This window comes from Nereida ignava, assembly GCF_047114695.1.
GTDB classification, from domain to species: Bacteria; Pseudomonadota; Alphaproteobacteria; order Rhodobacterales; family Rhodobacteraceae; genus Nereida; species Nereida ignava.
Genome location: NZ_CP112885.1, coordinates 1,714,930 through 1,736,654, shown reverse-complemented (window position 1 = coordinate 1,736,654; position 21,725 = coordinate 1,714,930). Strand labels below are relative to the sequence as shown.

The 21,725-nt window shown below is 54.7% G+C and carries 18 protein-coding genes; 6 read left to right on the top strand and 12 right to left on the bottom strand.

The window, feature by feature from the left end; translation table 11 throughout:
* Positions 1–14: 14 nt before the first annotated feature.
* On the bottom strand, positions 15–962 hold the full coding sequence (locus OLX08_RS08560) for a transporter substrate-binding domain-containing protein (RefSeq protein ID WP_391480906.1): 948 nt from the start codon (positions 960–962) through the stop codon (positions 15–17).
* A gap of 233 nt (positions 963–1,195) precedes the next feature.
* On the opposite strand from OLX08_RS08560, the gene dapE reads away from it, so the two are divergent.
* From dapE to OLX08_RS08545, 3 genes are all read left to right on the top strand, one after another.
* Complete coding sequence (gene dapE / locus OLX08_RS08555) at positions 1,196–2,341, top strand: succinyl-diaminopimelate desuccinylase (protein ID WP_391480905.1); 1,146 nt, start codon at positions 1,196–1,198, stop codon at positions 2,339–2,341.
* 23 nt (positions 2,342–2,364) lie between these two features.
* Positions 2,365–4,650, top strand: coding sequence for a ribonuclease R (rnr, locus tag OLX08_RS08550; protein WP_391480904.1), 2,286 nt, complete (start codon positions 2,365–2,367; stop codon positions 4,648–4,650).
* Between the two features lie 103 nt (positions 4,651–4,753).
* A complete protein-coding gene (locus OLX08_RS08545) occupies positions 4,754–6,136 on the top strand; it encodes a lytic murein transglycosylase (RefSeq protein ID WP_391480903.1) in 1,383 nt (460 codons plus the stop codon).
* A gap of 5 nt (positions 6,137–6,141) precedes the next feature.
* On the opposite strand, the gene OLX08_RS08540 is transcribed toward OLX08_RS08545, so the two are convergent.
* The 8 genes from OLX08_RS08540 to serB form a co-directional block, all read right to left on the bottom strand.
* The gene (locus tag OLX08_RS08540) at positions 6,142–6,996 is read right to left on the bottom strand and encodes a class I SAM-dependent methyltransferase (RefSeq protein ID WP_391480902.1); all 855 of its coding nucleotides are present in this window, start codon (positions 6,994–6,996) and stop codon (positions 6,142–6,144) included.
* 42 nt (positions 6,997–7,038) lie between these two features.
* Positions 7,039–7,533: a hypothetical protein gene (locus OLX08_RS08535; protein ID WP_391480901.1), complete on the bottom strand. Its 495-nt coding sequence runs from the start codon at positions 7,531–7,533 to the stop codon at positions 7,039–7,041.
* On the bottom strand, positions 7,530–8,012 hold the full coding sequence (locus tag OLX08_RS08530) for an RNA pyrophosphohydrolase (protein WP_391480900.1): 483 nt from the start codon (positions 8,010–8,012) through the stop codon (positions 7,530–7,532). Before OLX08_RS08530 ends, OLX08_RS08535 begins: the two co-directional genes overlap by 4 nt.
* A gap of 6 nt (positions 8,013–8,018) precedes the next feature.
* Complete coding sequence (locus OLX08_RS08525) at positions 8,019–9,356, bottom strand: S41 family peptidase (protein WP_048598640.1); 1,338 nt, start codon at positions 9,354–9,356, stop codon at positions 8,019–8,021.
* Between the two features lie 51 nt (positions 9,357–9,407).
* On the bottom strand, positions 9,408–10,445 hold the full coding sequence (locus OLX08_RS08520) for a murein hydrolase activator EnvC family protein (RefSeq protein ID WP_391480899.1): 1,038 nt from the start codon (positions 10,443–10,445) through the stop codon (positions 9,408–9,410).
* A 77-nt stretch (positions 10,446–10,522) separates the two neighbouring features.
* The gene (gene gpmI, locus OLX08_RS08515) at positions 10,523–12,019 is read right to left on the bottom strand and encodes a 2,3-bisphosphoglycerate-independent phosphoglycerate mutase (protein ID WP_391480898.1); all 1,497 of its coding nucleotides are present in this window, start codon (positions 12,017–12,019) and stop codon (positions 10,523–10,525) included.
* An 11-nt stretch (positions 12,020–12,030) separates the two neighbouring features.
* Positions 12,031–12,789, bottom strand: coding sequence for a TSUP family transporter (locus OLX08_RS08510; RefSeq protein ID WP_391480897.1), 759 nt, complete (start codon positions 12,787–12,789; stop codon positions 12,031–12,033).
* Entirely contained in the window at positions 12,782–13,642 is an 861-nt protein-coding gene (gene serB / locus OLX08_RS08505; protein ID WP_391480896.1) for a phosphoserine phosphatase SerB, read from the bottom strand. The genes OLX08_RS08510 and serB overlap by 8 nt, the downstream gene beginning before the upstream one ends.
* Positions 13,643–13,890: 248 nt before the next feature.
* Between serB and OLX08_RS08500 the strand changes: the two genes are divergently transcribed.
* Positions 13,891–15,030, top strand: coding sequence for a phosphoserine transaminase (locus OLX08_RS08500; protein ID WP_391480895.1), 1,140 nt, complete (start codon positions 13,891–13,893; stop codon positions 15,028–15,030).
* A gap of 104 nt (positions 15,031–15,134) precedes the next feature.
* Positions 15,135–16,730 (top strand): phosphoglycerate dehydrogenase, encoded by a 1,596-nt coding sequence (serA, locus tag OLX08_RS08495; protein WP_391480894.1) that lies wholly within the window; start codon positions 15,135–15,137, stop codon positions 16,728–16,730.
* Between the two features lie 35 nt (positions 16,731–16,765).
* Here serA and OLX08_RS08490 read toward each other — a convergent pair whose 3' ends face one another.
* Positions 16,766–16,969 (bottom strand): hypothetical protein, encoded by a 204-nt coding sequence (locus OLX08_RS08490; RefSeq protein ID WP_391480893.1) that lies wholly within the window; start codon positions 16,967–16,969, stop codon positions 16,766–16,768.
* A 119-nt stretch (positions 16,970–17,088) separates the two neighbouring features.
* Between OLX08_RS08490 and OLX08_RS08485 the strand changes: the two genes are divergently transcribed.
* Positions 17,089–18,855: an ATP-binding protein gene (locus OLX08_RS08485; RefSeq protein ID WP_391480892.1), complete on the top strand. Its 1,767-nt coding sequence runs from the start codon at positions 17,089–17,091 to the stop codon at positions 18,853–18,855.
* On the opposite strand, the gene yaaA is transcribed toward OLX08_RS08485, so the two are convergent.
* Together yaaA and recQ are read right to left on the bottom strand one after the other, a co-directional pair.
* Complete coding sequence (gene yaaA, locus OLX08_RS08480) at positions 18,843–19,616, bottom strand: peroxide stress protein YaaA (RefSeq protein WP_391480891.1); 774 nt, start codon at positions 19,614–19,616, stop codon at positions 18,843–18,845. The two genes, OLX08_RS08485 and yaaA, sit on opposite strands and share 13 nt — an antisense overlap.
* A 50-nt stretch (positions 19,617–19,666) precedes the next feature.
* On the bottom strand, positions 19,667–21,703 hold the full coding sequence (gene recQ, locus OLX08_RS08475; RefSeq protein ID WP_391480890.1) for a DNA helicase RecQ: 2,037 nt from the start codon (positions 21,701–21,703) through the stop codon (positions 19,667–19,669).
* Positions 21,704–21,725 lie beyond the last annotated feature (22 nt).

The following is a 21,725-nucleotide window of genomic DNA, read 5'->3' as shown; positions in this document are numbered from 1 at the left end:
GGGGCCAACGTGCCCTACTGCGGGTTCGTTCCGAACCATTTTCGATAAAGGCGCGCGTAGGTTCCATCTTCGCGCAAGCGCAGCAACAGCCTGTTCACAGGCTCTGCAAGACTGCTGCCTGAGGCTAGAGCAAAGCCATAGTTTTCACGCATAAACACAGGCCCCGCCATCTGTCCGACACCCTCGCCTATCGTTGAAGTGTAGTAGGTCAAAACCGGACTATCAAAAACCGCAGCGTCTGCTTTGCCGCTTTCGAATGCCTCAAGCAGACCGCCCAAGCCTTCATACCCCACATAGCGGATATCGCGCCCGTCCAAGAACGCCGCCGCAGTCGAACCTTCGACCGTTGCGACCCGCTGCCCATAAAGATCATCCGGTCCGTTAATCGATGATGTAATCGCATTCACGGTCAAAACCGATGTAATTTTCGCCACAAAAACAGACACAAGAAACAACGACGCAACCACCAGAAATGTGCCCAGAATGCGCCCCAACGCAGTCCGTGGTACCCGCTCCTCAAAGCCCCCATTCACCACCAGGTTAAGCGCCCACCAAAACGCTGGAAACGCCATCTGTTTGGCGGTGCCTTCAAAGTACGGCTGCGCATTTCGCTCAAGGCGCCACATGATCATGCCGCCGCCGAACAACAGCGCAAACGCCCCAATGACCGCCAGTAACACATCCGTCGAAAACAGAATGGACCAGATGCTAAGACTATTGCCACCCGCCGGCACCATGATCTGTAAACCGCTGGCAAAAATAGGGCGCGAGAAATCAAACACTTCTTCACGCGCAGAGGTGACCGAAATGTTCGCAACTGCTAAATCCGCGCGCCCTGTCTCAACTGCGTCCAGCATATCCGCAAACTGCTCAAACCGGATAACTTCCGTTTCACGGCCAATACTCTGAGCCACTTCACCCCACAGATCGAGACTAAAGCCCGTCTCCTTGCCCCCTTCCACAAGTGAAAAGGGCGCACGCGTGACTGTCGCGACGACAATGGGATCAACTGCCTAAGGGTGCAAACGGTTGGCAAAACAATCAAAGCGAGGGTAACAAAAAACCGATAAAACATGCCAAATACCTAACTCAGCAAAGTGTCGTTGCAAAGGCTCAAGCGTGACGCCTGTGCTTAGGTTTGCATCCGCCTAAGCCCGACGGTAGTTAAAACTATCTACAACAGTCAGGTGCGCCAATGTCCCCAGTCGATCCCGTTCAGCTTACCGCCGATCTTGTGCGTTGCCCAAGTGTAACGCCCACGGAAGGCGGCGCGCTTGTGTTGCTTGAAAAGCTACTTTCTGAGGCGGGATTTGAGTGTACGCGCGTTGACCGTGGTGAGACCGCAAACCTATTCGCCCGTTGGGGAACCAAAGGTCACAGCAAAACGTTTGGCTTCAATGGTCACACGGACGTGGTCCCAATTGGCGACGCAGCCGCTTGGAAATTTGACCCCTTCGGCGCCGAGGTTGTAGACGGCACGATGTACGGCCGTGGCACAACTGACATGAAATCAGGCGTAGCAGCATTTGCAGCAGCCGCCATTGACCACGTGCGCGACACACCGCCCGACGGCTCGTTGATTTTGGCAATTACAGGCGACGAAGAAGGCCCCGCGTTAGACGGAACCATCGCTTTACTAGAGTGGATGGACGCGCAGAATGAACAGATGTCCGTCTGCCTTGTGGGTGAGCCGACCTGCCCCGATGAGATGGGTGACATGATGAAAATTGGGCGTCGCGGTTCGCTTACTGCGTGGTTCACGGTGACTGGCAAACAAGGGCACGCGGCGTATCCGCACCGCGCCAACAATCCGCTTCCTGCCATTGCGCGCCTTGTTGACCGCATCGCAAGCCATGAGCTGGACCAAGGCAGCGATCACTTTGATCCATCGACCATCGCCGTCGTCACAATCGATACGGGCAACCCCGCAACAAACGTCATACCTGCGGCGGCAACAGCGGCTGTGAACATCCGGTTCAATGACCTGCACAGCGGTGAAACCGTTTCTGACTGGCTGCGTGCCGAAGCTGCCGAAATAAGCAAGGCCTACGAAATTGAGGTTTCAGTGGACATCAAGATCAGCGGCGAGAGCTTCATCACGCCTCCGGGTGCACTATCCGACATGGTGGCCGCCGCTGTTCAGGCTGAGACAAATCGCGTACCGACGCTCTCCACGTCTGGCGGCACGTCCGATGCGCGCTTTGTCAAAGATCATTGCCCCGTGGTTGAATTTGGACTGGTTGGTAAATCAATGCACCAAGTCGATGAACACGTTGAAATTGCCCATATCCACCAACTCAAAACAATCTATGCACGCATCCTTCGGGATTACTTCGCCTAGCAGGACGTGATAGGCCTCGGCCTATGAGCACACTTCCTACACGCGCCGATCTGCTACAATGGATCGAAGACAACCCGACCCAATCCAACAAGCGCGATATAGCCCGCGCGTTTGGCATCAAAGGGGCTGCCCGCATCGATCTAAAGCGGATGCTCAAAGAGCTTGAAGCAGAAGGTCATCTGGCCAAGCGCAAGCGCAGTTATTCTGATCCCGAAAAGTTGTCGCCCGTCTCTGTGTTGCAGGTGCTTACACCAAACGCTGATGGTGACCTTTTTGCCCGTCCGCTGGAATGGCATGGCGAAGGTGCTGAGCCCGTAGTTCTCATGATTTTGCGCGCAACCGATCCCGCACTTGGTGCCGGTGATCGCATTTTGGGCAAATTGACTGAAGTAAAAGGCGGCGATCATACCTATGAGGCCCGCGTTATTCGGCGCATTGGGCAAGCGGCTGCAAAGGTTGTCGGCATCTTCAAAAAGTCCGCTGAAGGTGGGCGTATCCAGCCAATCGACAAAAAACAAGATCGCGAATGGACAGTGGCCGCAGATGCCACGGGTGGCGCAAAAGACGGTGAATTGGTCGAAGGCGAAGCCGCCGGCCCAAAGGGCCGCATAGGCCTGCCACGGGCACGGATTACAGCGCGACTTGGCGACCCGACTGCACCCAAAGCAGTGTCTCTGATCGCTATCCACCAACACGCCATCCCTGATGATTTCCCCAGTGATGTGCTCGCGGAGGCAGACGCCCACAAACCCGCCCCCTTGGGCACACGTACCGATCTGCGCGATCTGCCCTTGATCACCATTGACCCATCAGACGCACGCGATCACGATGACGCCTGTTTTGCCATGGCTGACCCTGATCCTGCAAACGCAGGTGGCCATATCCTTTGGGTCGCGATTGCCGATGTGGCCCACTACGTCACTTCTGGCTCGGAACTTGACCGCGAAGCACGCAAGCGGGGCAATTCAACTTACTTTCCTGACCGCGTCGTACCGATGCTGCCTGACCGGTTATCTGGGGATCTGTGCAGTCTGCACGAAGGCGTGCCGCGTGCGTGTATCGCCGTTGAAATGGTGCTTGATGCCTCTGGCGAAAAACTGCGGCACCGGTTTGTGCGCGGGTTGATGAAATCTCATGCGTCCCTTCATTATGAGGAAGTCCAAGAGGCAATGGACGGCCGCATCAATGATCGTGTCGCGCCATTTATGGATGACGTAATCCGCCCACTTTATGCAGCTTATGAAGCACTCGTTGAGGCGCGTAAGCGCCGCGGCCCGCTTGATCTTGACCTGCCCGAACGCCGCATTGAGCTTGCGGAAAACGGTGAGGTCCAGTCTGTGAATTTCAAAGATCGGCTGGACGCGCACCGCCTGATTGAAGAATGCATGGTACTGGCAAATGTCGCTGCCGCAGAAGAGTTGATCGCGCGCAAACAGCCGCTTTTGTTCCGTGTGCACGAAGAACCAAAGCCCGAAAAGCTGGAAAGCCTGCGGGAAACCGCACAATCAAGCGGGTTCAATTTGGCCAAAGGTCAGGTGCTGCAAACCCGACATCTCAACAAATTGCTGAACGATGCAGCGGGCGGCGAGCACGCCGAACTTATCAATATTAGCACCCTGCGATCCATGCAACAGGCCTACTACTTCCCAGAGAACTTTGGGCATTTCGGCTTGGCGCTTCGCAACTACGCACACTTCACATCGCCAATTCGCCGCTATGCAGATTTAATTGTGCACCGCGCGCTTGTCACAGCACACGGCTGGGACAAAGACGGCTTATCGCCGTTTGATATCGAAAACCTGCAAGAAACTGCGCAACAAATCAGCGATACAGAGCGCCGCTCTATGGTTGCTGAACGCGACACGACTGATCGCTACCTTGCCGCCTATTTGACCGAACGTGTTGGCAACGAATTTTCTGGTCGGATCAGCGGCGTGGCGCGCTTTGGCCTGTTTGTGAAGCTTGATGAAACGGGCGCAGATGGTCTGGTGCCTGTGCGCACAATTGGCTCTGAATACTTCGACCACGATGTGGATGAACAGACCCTGATGGGCAGCGACACAGGCCGTGTGATCGGCCTTGGTCAACGTGTTACCGTGCGGCTTGCCGAAGCAGTCGCCATGACGGGCGGGATTGAGCTTGAACTGCTCACGATTGATGGTGAGACCATTGCCAAAGGGCCATCAAGCAAGAAACGCTATGGCCGCGACAAGGGTGGTCCTAAGGGAAAATCTTCGGGACCAAAGGGCAGTAAATTCAAGAAGAAGGCCGCCAAAACCAAACGCAAAGTAACACGCACGCGCAGCTGATTGGACCTGAACACGCAACAATTCGCCGCATCACTTGCGTTTGCCGCAAAAACGACGACTAATCTGCTAAGATGAGGGTACTTTATCAGGCGGGCTGAATGCTATGCGGTGCTTAAAAGTTTCGATCTTGGCCTCTTTTGCACTTTCATGTGCGCTCGTTTTGCCTGCGCAAGCCAATGCGCCAACCTCATCTTTGCGCCCGACGTTGCGCGAAATACCCCAAGCGCTGCAACTGACCGCGGCGCAGGCCACCCAACCCATCACGTTACTACAAGGCCGATCCCTTCGGCCCAAAATGCGCGGCGCTAGCACGCAAGTTGCCCCCAAGAAGGAAGCCGTTTTGGTCCAAGCCAGCACCACACAAGACAACGCACGCTTCACCCGCTGGGTACGATCGTTCAAATCTCGCGCACGCGCCAAAGGTGTTTCACAGCGCACAATTGACAACGCATTTGAAGGCGTCCGCTATGACGCAAAAATTATTGAGCGTGATCGCAACCAATCTGAATTCACCAAAACAATTTGGGACTACCTTGACAGTGCTGCTTCCGCATCAAGGGTCACAAACGGCAAAGCCGCATTGCGCAAGCACCGCAAAGCATTTGACGCGATTGAGGCAAAATACGGCGTTGAGCGAGAAATCGTTGCAGCCGTCTGGGGCCTTGAAAGCGCCTACGGAGAGTTTCGCGGAAATGAAGACATCATCGAAGCATTGGCTACTTTGGCCTTTGACGGACGGCGCGGCCGCTTCTTTGAACAGCAATTGATCGCAGCGCTTGAGATCCTTGATAATGGGGACGTCAGTCCGCGGAACATGACCGGCTCTTGGGCGGGCGCAATGGGCCACACGCAGTTCATCCCAACCTCTTATCTGGCCTATGCGGTAGATTTCACAGGCGACGGCAAGCGCGATATTTGGTCCGATGATCCAACAGATGCGCTTGCATCAACTGCGGCATATCTGAAACGCTTTGGCTGGGTCAAAGGCATGCCCTGGGGTGTTGAAGTGCAGCTGCCACGGGGATTCAATTACGCACTGGCAAGCCGGAAAATCAAAAAAATGCCCTCAGACTGGGCGGCCCTTGGTGTGCGCAACATGAGCGGGGGAAGAGTGCAGGATTATGGCGCGGCCTCGCTTCTTTTGCCCGCTGGCGCGCAAGGTGCAGCCTTTATGATCTTCAAAAACTTCAACGTGATTGAGCGTTATAATGCAGCGGACGCCTATGTGATTGGTGTGGGTCATTTGGGAGACCGCCTGAAAGGTGACGGCCCGATCCGCGCGTCATGGCCACGCGGCGACCGCGCCCTGAAATTTGCAGAGCGTAAAGAATTGCAAGAACGGCTAAGTGCTGCGGGTTTTAGCACCCAAGGCGTGGACGGTAAAATAGGACCGAACACGATTAGTGCCGTCCGCGCATATCAACGAAGCGTGGGCGCGATACCGGATGGCTACCCGTCATTAAGCATACTCAAAGCCCTGCGCTAAAGGACTTAAGCCCGTTCTAGGATCAGCATCAGATACCGGTTGTTGTAACAAAACGTATCTGCGTTACGGGTTTTGTGGTTCAACCGTTTGTCAAGCCGAACACGCCGCCGCTCGCTTGAAAAGAGCCCAAATGCCCGCGCGATAAACCACCGCGTTTTTGGCTTTTTCGCCTGCAACTCTGCATCGATGCGCGTCGTAGCGAAACCGATTACGTTGAAAAGCTGCTGTTCAAGATCAACAGATGGAGCGACCGCCGCTGTGATATCTTCCTCAGACGTCACAACAAAGCCGTGTCGCGGCACCGCATCTTGGAAGAGTTGAAGCGCATGCCCCCCGCCAACTTTATGATTTAAATCCTCACGGACAAAGTTTTCCGAGCGGAAGCAATCAGCGATCACAATCACGCCGCCTTTCCGCAACAAGGTATTCGCTTTTGGCAAACTTTGATCGACAGCAATATATTGAAAGCTTTCAGAGAACAGACATACATCAAAACGATCAGCCGTTTCGAAATCTTCGAACTTCATCAAATGCACGCGGGCGGCTGGCGCGTTCTCGCGGCAGCGCGTTGCCAAAAATTCTGAAGGCACGACAATATCAACATCATAGCCAAGATCGATCAGCTTGCGCGCCGTCTCACCTGCCCCGCCCCCGATATCCAAAATACGCGCCGGTGCAGGCGGCAAAAGCTTGAAAAGTTTATCGGTATAGGCAGCCTGCGCCGCACCAAGGTTGGCGGCATTCACCTCAAAACCGGTCCAAAGTCCGTAATGAAGATTTTCAGCGCCCGTCAGCCACGACATAAATTTCAGGCCGACATCAAGTCCGATCGCACGGGTATCAATACATTGGTTAATCATACATAAATTCGTAGTAGGACTTGGCAGCTTTTGCCAGCGCATTTAGCGTATCGCGCTCGCTCCACATTGGCGGCCCTTGTGACACGCAACGACACTGCCGATATCATCTGCCTTCGGATTGACGAATGTTGTGTTACCACAAGGCGCAAGATGCAGCGTGTGATCCGCCCCGTTGGTTTGCACAAATGCTAGGGTTTGCGCACCGCTTTTCAGGCTTCCACACCATGAGGCCGCGCAATCCACCTGCAGGCCAATCGTACTGCTCCAAGGCGCAACAAAGCCAGCCTTCGTCAGATAATGGCCACTAAATCGCGCTGGCGTTTGTCGCGCTTGGCGTGACTGCTTCATATCTTCTGCGGCGGTCTTCAACGCGCTCTCATCAAAAAGAAAACGACCCAAAACCACCATGTATTGCCTATCTGAATTTACGGCTTTCAAATAAGTAGTAGCAGCATCTGCGCGCAAGCAACTCAGCGCCTGCGCTTGTCCCGCCGTGCAAAGCATCACCGCCAATAGCGTGCCGCGCAAAACGCTCATAGTCTATGCTGAAACTCTGCCAAAACGGCCTCGTAAACACCGCGCTTGAACGGCACAATAGCATCGACAATCTGCGATGCGGGCATCCATTTCCACGTTGAGAACTCAGGCTCTTCAGTGGCGATGTTGATCAACGCATCATCCCCATGGAACCGCAAAAGGAACCACTTCTGTTCTTGGCCGCGATAACGCCCTTTCCATAATTGCGGCACCAAATCATGGGGTAGATCATACGGTATCCACCCACCCGTTTCGGCCTCAACTGTTACGGCAGACGCAGGCACACCAGTCTCTTCTTCAAGCTCGCGCAGCGCGGCGACTTGGGCATCTTCACCCTCGTCGATGCCACCCTGCGGCATTTGCCACGCATCTGAAAACCGGTCCAAACGTTGCGCCATAAACACATGGCCGTCTTTGTTTGCCAGCATAATGCCAACGTTGGGACGATACGGCAGCGCCGCAATTTCATCAGGTGTCACGGTTGCTTACTCCTGCGGGCCAAGGGCACTAAGCCCTTTGAGAATATCAATCGCATAGGCCAGTTGATAATCTTCCGTGCGAAGTTCTGCAGCTGCACGCGCACGCTCGCGGTCTGCTTCAATCTGTTCAATCTCATCCTCGGTTAAGCTGTCGTTGTTAAGTGAACCGCGCAAGTCTGCCTCGGAACGTGACGCACGCGCCGGAGCATCCGTATCTTCTGCGTCCGTCGGATCTAAGCGGGGCTGTTCAACAATGATATCGGGTGACACTCCAAGCGACTGGATAGAGCGGCCCGAAGGCGTGTAGTACCGCGCAGTCGTCAGGCGGATCGCACCATCACCGCGCATCCGCATGACAGTTTGAACCGAGCCTTTACCAAAACTTTTCGTCCCAATCACAATCGCACGGCGATGATCCTGAAGCGCACCCGCAACGATTTCGGACGCGGACGCAGAACCACCGTTGATCAAAACCACCAGTGGCTTGCCGTCAATCAAGTCACCCGGTGTGGCATTGAAACGCTCACCCTGATTTGCCTCACGGCCGCGAGTTGATACGATCTCGCCCTTCTCCAGAAATGCATCTGAGACGCGGATCGATTGTGTCAAAAGCCCGCCGGGGTTGTTGCGCAAATCAAGTACAACGCCGTTGATATCATCAAGACCACCAGCTTTCTCGATCTCCTCTTCCAAGCCATCTTTCAGGTTTGGATAGGTCTGATCGTTGAACGTACTGACCCGCAACACAACAGTGTCACCTTCAGTACGGGCACGCACAGCCGTTAGCTTGATCACATCGCGGGTGATTGTGACATCAAACGGCTCGTCAATATCTTCGCGCACGACCGTCAGGACAATGTCTGTGCCAACCAAGCCGCGCATCATTTCAACAGCTTCATCTAGGCCCAGCCCAAGAAGACCTTCACCGTCCACGTGGGTGATGAAGTCACCCGCAAGAATGCCCGCTTCATCCGCGGGTGTTCCGTCCATGGGCGCCACAACTTTCACGAAACCCTCTTCTTGGGTCACCTCAATCCCCAAGCCACCAAACTCGCCACGCGTTTGAACCTGCATCGCTTCTGCGTCCGCAGGTGGCAAATAACTTGAGTGCGGATCAAGCGACGTAAGCATGCCGTTAATCGCCGCTTCGATCAGTTCACCCTCGTCTACTTCCTCAACATATTGGCTGCGGATGCGCTCAAAAATATCGCCGAACAGATCAAGTTGTTGATACACATTGCCGGAGGATTGGGTGTCCTGCGCCAGCAACGGTGCGGCAACTTGAGTTGTCAAAATAACGCTCGAAAGAGTACCAACGGCGGCAGCCATCACAAGTTTTTTCATCACATTCCTCTCTGGGGCCAACATGGTGCTACGGCACGGCCCAGCTTATTTTTACTGTGCAAACCACTCGGCGGGATCCACCGGCGTATCGTTTTCTCTTAATTCTATATAGAGCGTTTCTGAGCGTGATGCGCCACCCACCTGCGTCGTTTCGCTCAAAATTACGTCAGATCCGCCCATCAGCCCGACAACATCACCGGCCTCAAGAACCTGCCCGACAGAGCCGAAAACCCGTTTCATCCCTGCCAAAACAACCAAAACATCCGTTGCAGGCTCAAGAATGATGACATTGCCGTAGTCCAAAAACGGGCCGAGATACCGCACAGTCGCCGCCATTGGCGTTGTAACCCGCGCCTGTGGTGCAGTCGCCATGATCCAGCCGGGCCGTACGATGCCTGCCGCATCGGGCTGACCAAAACGGCGCAAGACAGCACCATCCACCGGCAACGAAAGCTTACCTTTCAGAGGTGTGATTGCATCAATGTCTGCAGCACCACGGTTAGCAAGCCCCGAGGCAAAAGCCGCCAACGTTTCACTGGCATCCAGCAACAACGCCATGCGCACAGGGTCTTCGGAAAACCGTCTGGGCCGATCTGTGCGGCGTGAAATTGCCTCGCTTAGTTCTGTGCGTGCGGTCTGCACCCCGTCCAGCCCCGCCAGCAAATCTTCACGCGCCGCATCTTGTAAAGACCGGACAATCTGTAATTCGGTCAGTTGCGCCGAAAGCGATCCAGCTTGCGATTGAAGTGCAGGTACCACAGCACCCACCATCATGCCTGCCCGCGCCGTGCCTAATGCTCCGTTGGGGTGAAGCGTTACTTGCGGGCCGCGCGCTTGGCCAACTGTCTGCATCACCGCCAACAGTCCCGAAATTTCTGCAGATTTTTCTGACAGCTCACGGGACAGCACCTGTTCACGAAGGGCCGCGCGCCGCACCTCTGAACGCAGCGCGCTCAGGCCCGCTTCATAGGCATCGACAACTTCGGTCAACGCGGTGATCCGGTCTGGTGCGCTTTCGGCATTCTCAAGCGCGATGGACGCACGGATCAATTTTTCAGCGGCCGCGTCTGCCGCCTCTTGCGCAGTCATGCCAGCGTTTTGCGCCAGCGAAACCTGCGGGGCAAAAAATGTACTGACCAGCAAAAGACATATGAAGACCGTTCGGATCAAAAGAGCGCGTCTCCGGTCATCTCGTCGGGCTTGGGCAGGCCCATCAATTTGAGAAGGCTTGGCGCCAAATCAGCCAAGCGACCGTTGCGCAGTTTTGCGTCATGCCCAACCAACGCCACAGGCACTGGGTTCAACGTATGCGCAGTGTGCGGCCCGTTCGTTTCAGCGTCCCACATGACCTCACAATTGCCATGATCTGCGGTCACAATCATAACCCCACCGGCGGCTTCAAGCGCTGACAGAACCCGGCCCAACCCTGCATCAACAGCTTCGCACGCAGCAATGGCAGCGTCCAAATCACCCGTGTGTCCAACCATGTCCGGATTGGCATAGTTGGTGACGATCAAATCATACCCCGCGCCAATCGCCTCAACGAACTTTTCCGTCACCTCATTGCACGACATTTCGGGCTGCAAATCATAAGTGGCGACTTTGGGCGACGGCGCCATATAGCGATCTTCACCAACCTCTGGTTCTTCTTGGCCGCCGTTCAAAAAGAACGTCACATGGGGGTATTTTTCTGTCTCGGCCAAGCGGAATTGGCGCTTGCCTTGCTTGGCTACCCAGGCGCCCAGAGTGTTGACGATTTTTTGTTTGGGATAGGCCACAGACATATAGCGTGAATGCGCATCAGAATAGCTGACCATACCCAAAACCGCAGCCCATTTAACGGGTGTCCCGCGGTCAAAGTCATCGAACGCGGGTGCGGCGATGGCGGCCATAATCTCGCGCGCGCGATCGACACGGAAATTCAGACAGAAAAAGCCGTCACCATCTTTGGCACCCTCGTAACCGTCAAGGACGCTGGCGGGCAAAAACTCGTCAGTAATGTCCTGCGCATAGCCCGCTTGCACGACATCATCTGCGGCTTGGGCGGCATTACCTGTAGCGCGGATCATCGCGTTATATGCAGTGCTGACGCGCTCCCAACGGTTGTCGCGGTCCATCGCAAAGTAGCGACCTGTAACGCTCACGATACGGGCCTGCTGTGGTAAGGCTGCTGCCAATTCGGCCATAAAGTGATCTGCGGATTTTGGGGCAACATCGCGCCCATCGGTAATGGCGTGCACCACGCATGGTACCCCAGCGTCGCAGACGGCTTTTGCCGCCGCCGCAATGTGCAACAAGTGTCCATGCACACCACCGTCACTGACAACACCCATCAAATGCGCCGTCCCACCGCTTTGTTGAAGTGCCGAAATAAACGCCTGCAACTCGGCATTTTCAAAGAACGAGCCATCCTCAATCGCCAGATCAATTTGCCCCAAATCCATCGCGACAACGCGGCCCGCACCAATGTTTGTGTGACCAACCTCGGAGTTGCCCATCTGACCTGTTGGCAGACCGGCGTCATTTCCGTGTGTCAAAAGCTGTGCAGAAGGGCCCTGCATGATGCGATCAAAGTTTGGCGTACGGGCGAGTTTTGGTGCGTTGAAATCCGCTTCCTCGCGCAGTCCCCAACCGTCCAAAATACACAAAACTACAGGCTTCATCTCAGCACTCCTCAGATCCATTCCCACATTAACCGCAGCGCCAACGCCACGGAAGTCACAACCACCAAACCCTTGATGACACGCGCTCCGGCACGCATTGCAAATCGCGCACCCACGCCTGCACCACCAATTTGCGCGACACCCATGGCAAGGCCCGTGGCCCACCAGATGTCAGCTACCAACGCAAACATCACCAGTCCACCGATGTTGCTGGCAAAATTGAGAAGTTTCGTGTGCGCCGTCGCCTTCAGCACCCCGAACCCCGCAAACATGACGAACGCGAGCATATAGAAAGAACCCGCACCCGGCCCCAAAACACCGTCATAGAACCCAACGATTGGCACACAGATCAGCCCAAACAGCACCGGCGCCAGCCGCGCTTTGCGGTCTAGGTTTCCAAGGTCAGGCTTAAAGGCAAAGAACAGTGCTACCCCAATCAAAACTACCGGCAAGATACCGCGGATCAACCCAATAGGCAGGGCACTTGCAACGAAAGCACCTATCAAGGAGGCACCAAAAGCAAGCACCGCCCACCAAAACTGGCTACGCCAATTGACCAATCCCGCCCGCGCATAACTGATCGCAGCCGTGGCCGAGCCGAAACACCCCTGAACTTTGTTGGTGCTTAGCGCCTGAAGCGGTGTTGCCCCCGCCAGCAACAACACTGGCAACGTAATCAGGCCGCCGCCTCCCGCGATGCTGTCGACAAAGCCCGCAACAAAAGCGACCGCCAGCAAAAGCGCAAGAAGCTCTGGGCCGACCTCAAACAAACTGGTCTTTCGAATATCCCTGAAGATAGAGCAACGCAGTCAAATCACCGTGGTTGATGCGCACACTGCACTGCTCAGCCACTGATGGTTTGGCATGAAGTGCGACACCAGTTCCTGCGCGCGACAGCATGCCCAGATCATTAGCACCATCACCAACGGCAATCACGTCGTCAGCCTCAATCCCAAGGCGTGCCGTGATTTGTTCCAGTGCATCCACTTTTGCTTGTTGTCCCAGAATTGGGCGGCCAACCTCACCCGTCAGAACGCCAGCTTCGGCGCAAAGTGTGTTGGCGCGATTTTCATCAAAACCAAGCTGTGCAGCAACGGCCTCTGTGAACGCCGTGAAGCCACCCGAAACAAGCGCAGCGTAACCGCCATTTGCCCGCATCGTAGCAAGCAAAGTGGCCCCACCGGGCATCATCTCAATACGCGTATCCAGCACTTTTTGAATAACTGCTTCGGGCAATCCCTTAAGCAAGCCGACCCGTTCGATAATAGCTTCCTCAAAGTCCAACTCGCCGTTCATGGCGCGTGCTGTGATCGCGGCAACGCGTTCCCCAAAACCCGCCTCATCAGCCAGCTCATCAATGCATTCTTGGCGGATCATAGTGCTGTCCATGTCAGCCAAAAGCATCGCTTTTTTACGACCAAAGGCAGGCTGTACGACCAGATCAACATGCTCACGCTGAAGATCGGCCCACACGTCCCACAAATTGGAAGGGGTATCTGCGATGGCGAACTCCGCGGCCTCACCCGGGCAAAGATGAACCGGTTCTTGGCCACCCCACGCCATGCGCAACGCATCAACCAAAGCTGCATCCAAACGGGGGCCAATAAGCGAAGCAATATACATGGCGGGTCTCCTTTGCTCCTATTCACACCAGCACCCGCAAAGCCACAACCCCTCTGGCCTATTTGCGCCCCCGCAAAGCAGCGATTTTTCAGCAAAAGTTTCCAATCCGCTCAAAATACGTCGCAAAAAGTGTGCGACCTGCCGCCACAGGGCCATTTTCGGAGTTGTTTCGCAGGTGCAGCACCCGTATGTCCGGCGGTGGGACACCCTTCCCCAACGAAGGGCACTTATCTGTAAGGATAGATATTATGACGACGACGAAACCGGCGACAAAGCCGCTTAATCCGCGATTCTCATCCGGACCATGCGCAAAACCCCCCACTTGGACACTTGATGCACTTCGTGACGCGCCCTTGGGCCGCTCGCACCGCGCAACTGTTGGCAAAGACAAGCTGAAGGCAGCGATCGAGACCACACGTGAAATCCTTGATATTCCTGCCAATTACAAAATTGGCATTGTTCCCGCGTCTGACACAGGTGCTTATGAGATGGCCATGTGGTCACTGCTTGGTGAGCGTCCTGCGGAGATGGTTGCGTGGGAAAGCTTTGGCGCGGGCTGGGTCACTGACGCCGTCAAACAGCTGAAAATCGAACACACCGTTCACACCGCCGAGTACGGCGAAATCGTGGACATGGCCTCTCTGAATTATGATAATGATGTCTGCTTTACGTGGAACGGCACTACGTCCGGTGTACGTATGGCGAACGGCCATGCGATCCCGTCTGACCGCGCCGGTCTTACCTTGTGCGACGCCACATCAGCTGCCTTTGCGATGTCTTTGCCGTGGGATAAACTGGATGTAACGACGTTCTCGTGGCAAAAAGTTCTGGGCGGCGAAGCGGCCCACGGCATTTTGATCCTTAGCCCACGCGCGGTTGAGCGCCTTGAAAATTACACGCCACCATGGCCGTTGCCAAAAATTTTTCGCCTGACCAAAGGTGGCAAATTAATCGATGGTATTTTCTCTGGTGCGACGATCAACACACCCTCAATGCTGTGCGTCGAAGACTATTTGTTCGCCCTTGAATGGGCCAAATCTGTTGGAGGCCTCACTGGCCTCAAAGCACGCGCACAAGCAAACGCCCAGGCGATTTGGGATTTTTGCGACAACAATGATTGGATCGACAATCTGGCCGTTGATCCCGCAACGCGCTCGGTCACGTCTGTGTGTCTAAAGTTCACAGATCCACGCATCACAGATGGTGCCGCCTTTGCGAAAGCGGTCGCAAAACGGCTGGAAGCAGAAGGTGTTGCCCTTGATGTGGGTGCATACCGCGATGCACCAGCAGGGCTGCGCATCTGGTGTGGCGGCACGGTTGAAACCTCGGACATTGAAGCAATGTTGCCGTGGCTACACTGGGCGTTCCACGCCGAGCTTGACGCTTAATTGATACCGCGAGGCAAACGCCTCGCGCCCTCCCCACTCTCAAAATTCAGCCCCATCAGATCGCGCAAACGCATCGGGGGCATTTATTCAAAAGGACATGCACCATGGCCCCTAAAGTACTTATTTCCGACAAGCTTTCAGAAGCAGCAGTTCAAATTTTCCGTGATCGCGGCATTGATGTGGACTTCATGCCCGACCTCGGCAAAGACAAAGAAGCCCTGCTGGCCGCTATTCCAAAATATGACGGTTTGGCCATTCGCTCTGCCACCAAAGCGACTGAGAAAATCATCAACGCGGCTGACAACCTGAAGGTTATTGGCCGTGCAGGAATTGGCACAGACAACATCGACAAAGACGCCGCGTCCAAAAAGGGCATCATCGTGATGAACACCCCTTTCGGCAACATGACCACAACCGCCGAACATGCGATTGCGATGATGTTTGCTGTGGCGCGTCAAATCCCCGAAGCAAGCGCCTCCACGCATGCGGGCAAATGGGAAAAGTCCAAATTCATGGGTGTTGAGCTTACGGGTAAAACACTTGGTGTAATCGGTGCGGGTAACATCGGTGGGATCGTTTGTGACCGCGCCAAAGGCCTTAAGATGAAAGTGTTGGCCTTTGACCCGTTCTTGTCTGAAGAAAAAGCCGACAAAATGGGCGTCACCAAAGTTGAGTTGGATGAGCTGTTCGAAAAGGCTGATTTCATCACGCTGCATGTTCCAAAGACCGAACAAACCGCCAATATGATCACCGCAGAACGTCTGGCCCAGATGAAAAAGGGCGTCCGCATTATCAACTGCGCGCGTGGTGGGCTGGTTGATGAAGATGCGCTGGCTGCAGCCTTGAAGTCTGGTCATGTGGCTGGTGCGGCGTTCGATGTTTTCGCTGTTGAGCCCGCAACCGAAAGCCCATTGTTCAACCTGCCAAACGTTGTTGTCACACCGCACTTGGGCGCTGCAACAACAGAAGCGCAAGAAAACGTGGCGCTGCAAGTCGCCGATCAAATGGCCAACTACCTGCTGACCGGCGCGGTTGAGAACGCGCTTAACACGCCATCCATCACGGCCGAAGAAGCCAAAGTCATGGGCCCTTGGGTTGAGCTGGCGTCACACTTGGGCAACTTCACAGGTCAGATGACCGACGAGCCGATCAAAGCGATCAACATTCTGTATGATGGCACCGTGGCACAAATGAACCTCGAAGCGCTGAACTGTGCTGTGGTGGCTGGCATCATGAAAAAGGCCAACCCAGATGTGAACGTCGTATCTGCACCCGTTATTGCCAAAGACAAAGGCATCCAAATCAGCACCACAAACCAAGACAAAACCGGTGCGTTTGATGGCTATATCAAAGTGACCGTCGTTACTGACAAGCGTGAGCGCTCTGTAGCCGGTACGGTGTTTAGCGACGGCAAGCCGCGCTTCATTCAGATCAAAGGCATCAACATTGATGCAGAGATCGGTCAAAATATGCTCTACACCACAAACGAAGACGTGCCGGGCATCATCGGTCTGTTGGGTAACGCAATGGGCAAGAACGGCGTGAACATCGCCAACTTTACACTTGGCCGCTCGGCAGTTGGTGGTGAGGCAATCGCGCTTCTATACATCGACCACCCAATTCCAGATGACGTGATCGCTGCTTTGAATACTACCGGTATGTTCAAACAAGTACGGCCACTTGCGTTCGACGTAAAATAGCAGCCACTTCATAATTTCACGACAAAGGCCCGCGCTTAATCTCGCGGGCCTTTTTGTGTCCAAAGTTTCCAACCAGCCCAAACCGCCGTACCGCCAAAGAAAATGGATGACAGACCAACGACCTCTACCCACGCCATGCCGGACACACCGCGAATACTCACCGCGATGACCATGAACGCCAGCCCTGCAATAGACGCGAGTAGACGAAACCAAAGTTCTGAACGTGAAGGACCAAACATTGCGTACTCCTATTTGCACAATGATCTAGGAGGCACGCCGCAGCTGGCCAGCCGCTAACGCTTTTTTCATCACTTTGACCGTACCTTCAGCCAACACGAAGCCCCAAACGAGGACGGGGATGGATATCAATCAACGGCTTTCCGAAGAACGACGCCTGCGCCTTCAGGCTGAGCATCTGCTTGAACACAAGCAGGGCGAACTGATGGCTGCCAATCGCAAACTTGGCCTTTATGCACGCCGACTTTCAGATGAAATTGTTGAAACGCGCAAAGCGGTTGTGTCCGCAGTGGGCGAAACCACACGGGTCAAATCGGACCTGATGATCGCAGAAGAAAAAGTTGACCGCACCGAACGCCGGCTTTGGGACAGCATTGAAACAGTCCGCGACGGTTTCGCGATTTTTGACACTGACAACCGCATGGTCCTGTCAAACCCCGCCTACGTGCGGCTGTTTGATGGGCTGGAAGAAGTCCAACCGGGGATCAGCTACGTCCGGTTGCTGCAACTCGCCTGCGAAGAAGGGTTGATCGACACGGGCGAGATGGCGCCTTCTGACTGGCGCACAATGATGCTGCAGCGCTGGATGCGCGATGAAATGGAACCAGTGACTGTTCGGTTGTGGAACGGCCAGTATGTGCGCGTGATGGACCGTCGCGGCGCTGACGGGGACATCGTATCACTTGTCATCAACATTACTGAAACCATCACACATCAGCGCGAGATTGAGGTGGCCCAACGCAAAGCGGAAACAGCCAGTCGCACCAAGTCGGCCTTTCTCGCCAATATGTCTCACGAGATCAGAACCCCCATGAACGGCATCGTCGGCATGTCCGATTTGCTGCGCGACACACAGCTTGATGACGAACAAAAACTGTTCGTAGAAACGATATATAACTCTGCAGAGGCGCTGCTAGTAATCATCAATGACGTGCTTGATTTTTCCAAAATGGAAGCCGCGCGTCTTTCGCTTTTCCCTGAGCCGTTCGACCTGCAACAACTACTATCCGAAGTCATTATGCTGCTGCGGCCTGCTGCGGAAAATAAAGGGATCAAGCTTGATCTTGATCTAAACCCCTGCGTGCCGAATACTCTCATCGCGGATCCTGGGCGGCTGCGCCAGATCATCACGAACCTCGTAGGCAACGCGATCAAGTTTACCTCCGAAGGGGCCGTTTCAATTCGTGTGAACGGTAGTTTTGCAGCATCACCCCCAACGCTCAGAATTGAGATTGAAGACACAGGGATCGGTATTCCGACCACTAAGTTATCAGAAATCTTTGGCGAATTTAACCAGGTAGAGGCAACTCAGAACCGCCGGTTTGACGGCACCGGGCTTGGCCTCGCTATTAGCAAACAATTGGTAGAACTGATGAACGGCACCATTTGGGTCAACTCGGTTGAGGGCGATGGATCGGTTTTTGGCGTAACCCTGCAAGTTGAAACAGCCAACGATCAGCCAGCTTCCGAGCTCCGAAAAATGCGGATTTTGGCCGCCGAAGACAACGCCACAAACCGTCTTGTCTTCTCCAAAATGGTAGAGCCGCTGAACGTGGATGTGACATTCGCCAATGATGGAAAAGAGGCTATCGAAGCCGCCGCCAGTATTGATCCCGACCTAATCTTTATGGACATTTCTATGCCAGAAATTGACGGGAAAGATGCCACACGCGCAATCAGGGCAACTGATTGGGGCGCTCAGACTCCCATCTGCGCCCTCACTGCACACATCATGAACGGTGACGCGCAAGAGCTTTTGGAATGCGGCCTCGATCATTACCTCGCCAAGCCGCTCAAGAAAAACCAGATCGTTGAAATGATCAGCCGCTATCGACCGGACGAAGCACTCCCCCTAAGCGGAGATACTGCACAAGATCAGCTAGGGTAAGGACGCACGAACGTGAGCGTCTTGTCATCGCTTTCGCTTGGCTCAAAAACATAACCACCACTGTCGAACTGTTTAAGGCCGTCCAAATCTGTTACGCGGTTTTCAATCACAAAACGCGCCATCGCCCCACGCGCACGTTTGGCGTAAAAGCTAACCATTTTTGAACGACCGTCTTTGTTTTCCAAAAACTTGGGCGTGATGATGTCGATGTTAAGCGTCTTTTTGTCTACGGCCTTAAAATACTCTTGGCTGGCACAATTGACCAAAGCAGTCGCGCCAACTTCTTCTGCTTGCGCGTTCAATGCTTTTGCGATCCGCGCACCCCAATAGGCATAAAGCGTGGCGCCGTGATCCGTTTTTAAACGGCTGCCCATTTCAAGACGGTAGGGCTGCATCCCGTCAAGCGGACGCAAAACGCCGTAAAGCCCCGACAAAATACGCAGGTGGTTTTGCGCATATTGCACCGCATCTTCGTCAAGCGTTTTGAACTCCAGACCCTGATAAGTATCGCCATTGAACGCCAGCGCAGCAGGCCGAACGGCCTCCGTAGCGGGGTTCTTGGAGTAAGCTGCAAACCTATCTGCATTCAACAGCGCCAAGTCTTCACTGATATGCATAAGCTTGCGCAACTCATCAATCGACAGTTCACGTGAGACCTGAGCAAGCTCAAGCGCCTCATTAGGAAACTGTAGATCGGTCATGGCAACGCCATCTTGTGCGTCCCAGTTCAGGGCCTTGGCAGGCGAAATTGTAACCAGCATTGCTGCACTCCTCGTCGTTCATGAATGATTTAGAGGAAACTCCGCCAATCTCAAGCCTCGCGCAGCACCTCAAGAAACGCATCGCCAAACCTGTCCGCACGCTTATCGCCAAGCACCCGCTCGACACCGCTCAAATCACGCGGACGCTGCTTTACCAAACGCGCGAGTAGGGATGCAGAACAACTTAGCGGTTTGGCCGTACCATCTTCGCCGCGCATCAAATCACTTTGCACCTCAAGCAAGCGATCATAAGTCGAGCCTTCGGATTTACCTGCCATCTTGCGCCGCTGCGGATGCATTGCCGCGACTTCACCCGCGATCACTTGCAAAAATTCAGCGCCGTATCGTTCAAGCTTTTTGGCACCCACGCCGCCAATCCGCGCCATATCATCCAAAGTTTGTGGCCGTGTTTGCGCCATCTCTATCAAGGTTTTGTCATTGAAAATAACATAAGCTGGCGCATTGGCGCGCTCAGCCAAGCCACGTCGCTTGGCTTTTAGGGCAGACAAAAGCGGCGCGTCTTCTTCGCCGACCAATGTTTTTACCGCCGGACCCGTACGTGTTGCTTGGATCGTGTCACGGCGCAGGGTGATACCCTCCTCATCGCGCAAAATCGGGCGTGCACGATCGGTCATCGTTAGCGCACCGTGGCGTTCGGGGTTTGGGCGCACCAAATCGTGTCCCATCATTTGCCGGAAAATGGCCTGCCACTCGCGCTTGCTCCACTCGGTCCCGACCCCAAAAGTTGGCAGGGTATCGTGGCTACGCGCTAACACTTTTTCGGTTTTGTCCCCGCGCAAAATATCGATCAGGTGACCCGCGCCAAACCATTCACCTGTGCGCAAAATAGCCGACAGGGCCATGCGTACGGGCGTTGTGGCGTCAAATGTATCCGCGGGGGTTTCGCAAAGATCACAATTGCCACACGGCTCGGACGTCTCCCCGAAATAAGCCAGCAGTTGAACACGGCGGCAACCGAGCGCTTCGGCCAAACCCATCAGCGCATTCAGCCGACCATGATCCGCGATGCGCCGTTCAGCCGGAGCAAGCCCTTCGTCAATTTGTGTGCGGCGAAAACGAACGTCATCGGGACCAAAAAGTGTCAACGTGTCAGCCGGCGCCCCATCGCGACCGGCCCGCCCAATTTCTTGGTAATAGCCTTCGATCGATTTTGGCAAATCCGCGTGCGCGACCCATCTGATGTCAGGCTTGTCGATACCCATGCCAAACGCGACTGTCGCACAAACGATTAGCCCATCTTCTTGTTGAAATCGGCGTTCCACCTCGCGGCGGGCCTCAGGCTCCATGCCGCCGTGATAATTGCACGCACTGTGTCCGGCCTCGCGCAACGCATTCGCAAGCGTTTCGGTCTTGGCGCGGGTCCCTGTGTAGACAATTCCACTCAGCCCTTTACGCGCAGCAACGAAGTTCAGAATTTGCTGTCGTGGGCTGTTTTTCACATCAAAAGCCAAGGCAATATTGGGCCGGTCAAAGCCGTGCAAAAATGTCTCTGGGGCTTCTTGCGCGAACAGCTTTTCAACAATTTCTTCGCGTGTTTCTTGATCGGCGGTCGCCGTGAACGCAGCAAGAGGTACATTCAGACCCTGCCTCAGCGCCCCAATCCGCAAGTAATCAGGCCTGAAATCATGCCCCCACTGGCTGACGCAATGGGCCTCGTCTACCGCAATGAAAGAGACATTGGATCGCTGCAACATGTTGAAAGTTGCAGTTCCCGAAAGCCGTTCTGGTGCCATATAAAGCAGCTTGAGGCGGCCCTCGGACAAGGCATCAAATACAGCCTGCGTTTCTTCTTCGGTGTTGCCTGAGGTCAATGCACCTGCCGCAACACCCGCCTCTTGAAGCGCACGGACTTGGTCCCGCATCAACGCAATCAACGGTGATATAACAACAGTTAGCCCGTCGCGAACCAAAGCAGGAAGCTGAAAGCACAGCGATTTCCCTCCACCTGTTGGCATAATCGCCAGGGTGTTTTTGCCCGCTATCACGGCGTCTACAATTTCACGCTGTCCCACGCGGAAATCGTCGAATCCAAACATGTCACGCAAAATGCTCTGCGGGTTTTTCATTGAAGGCCTGTCTATATCTGCT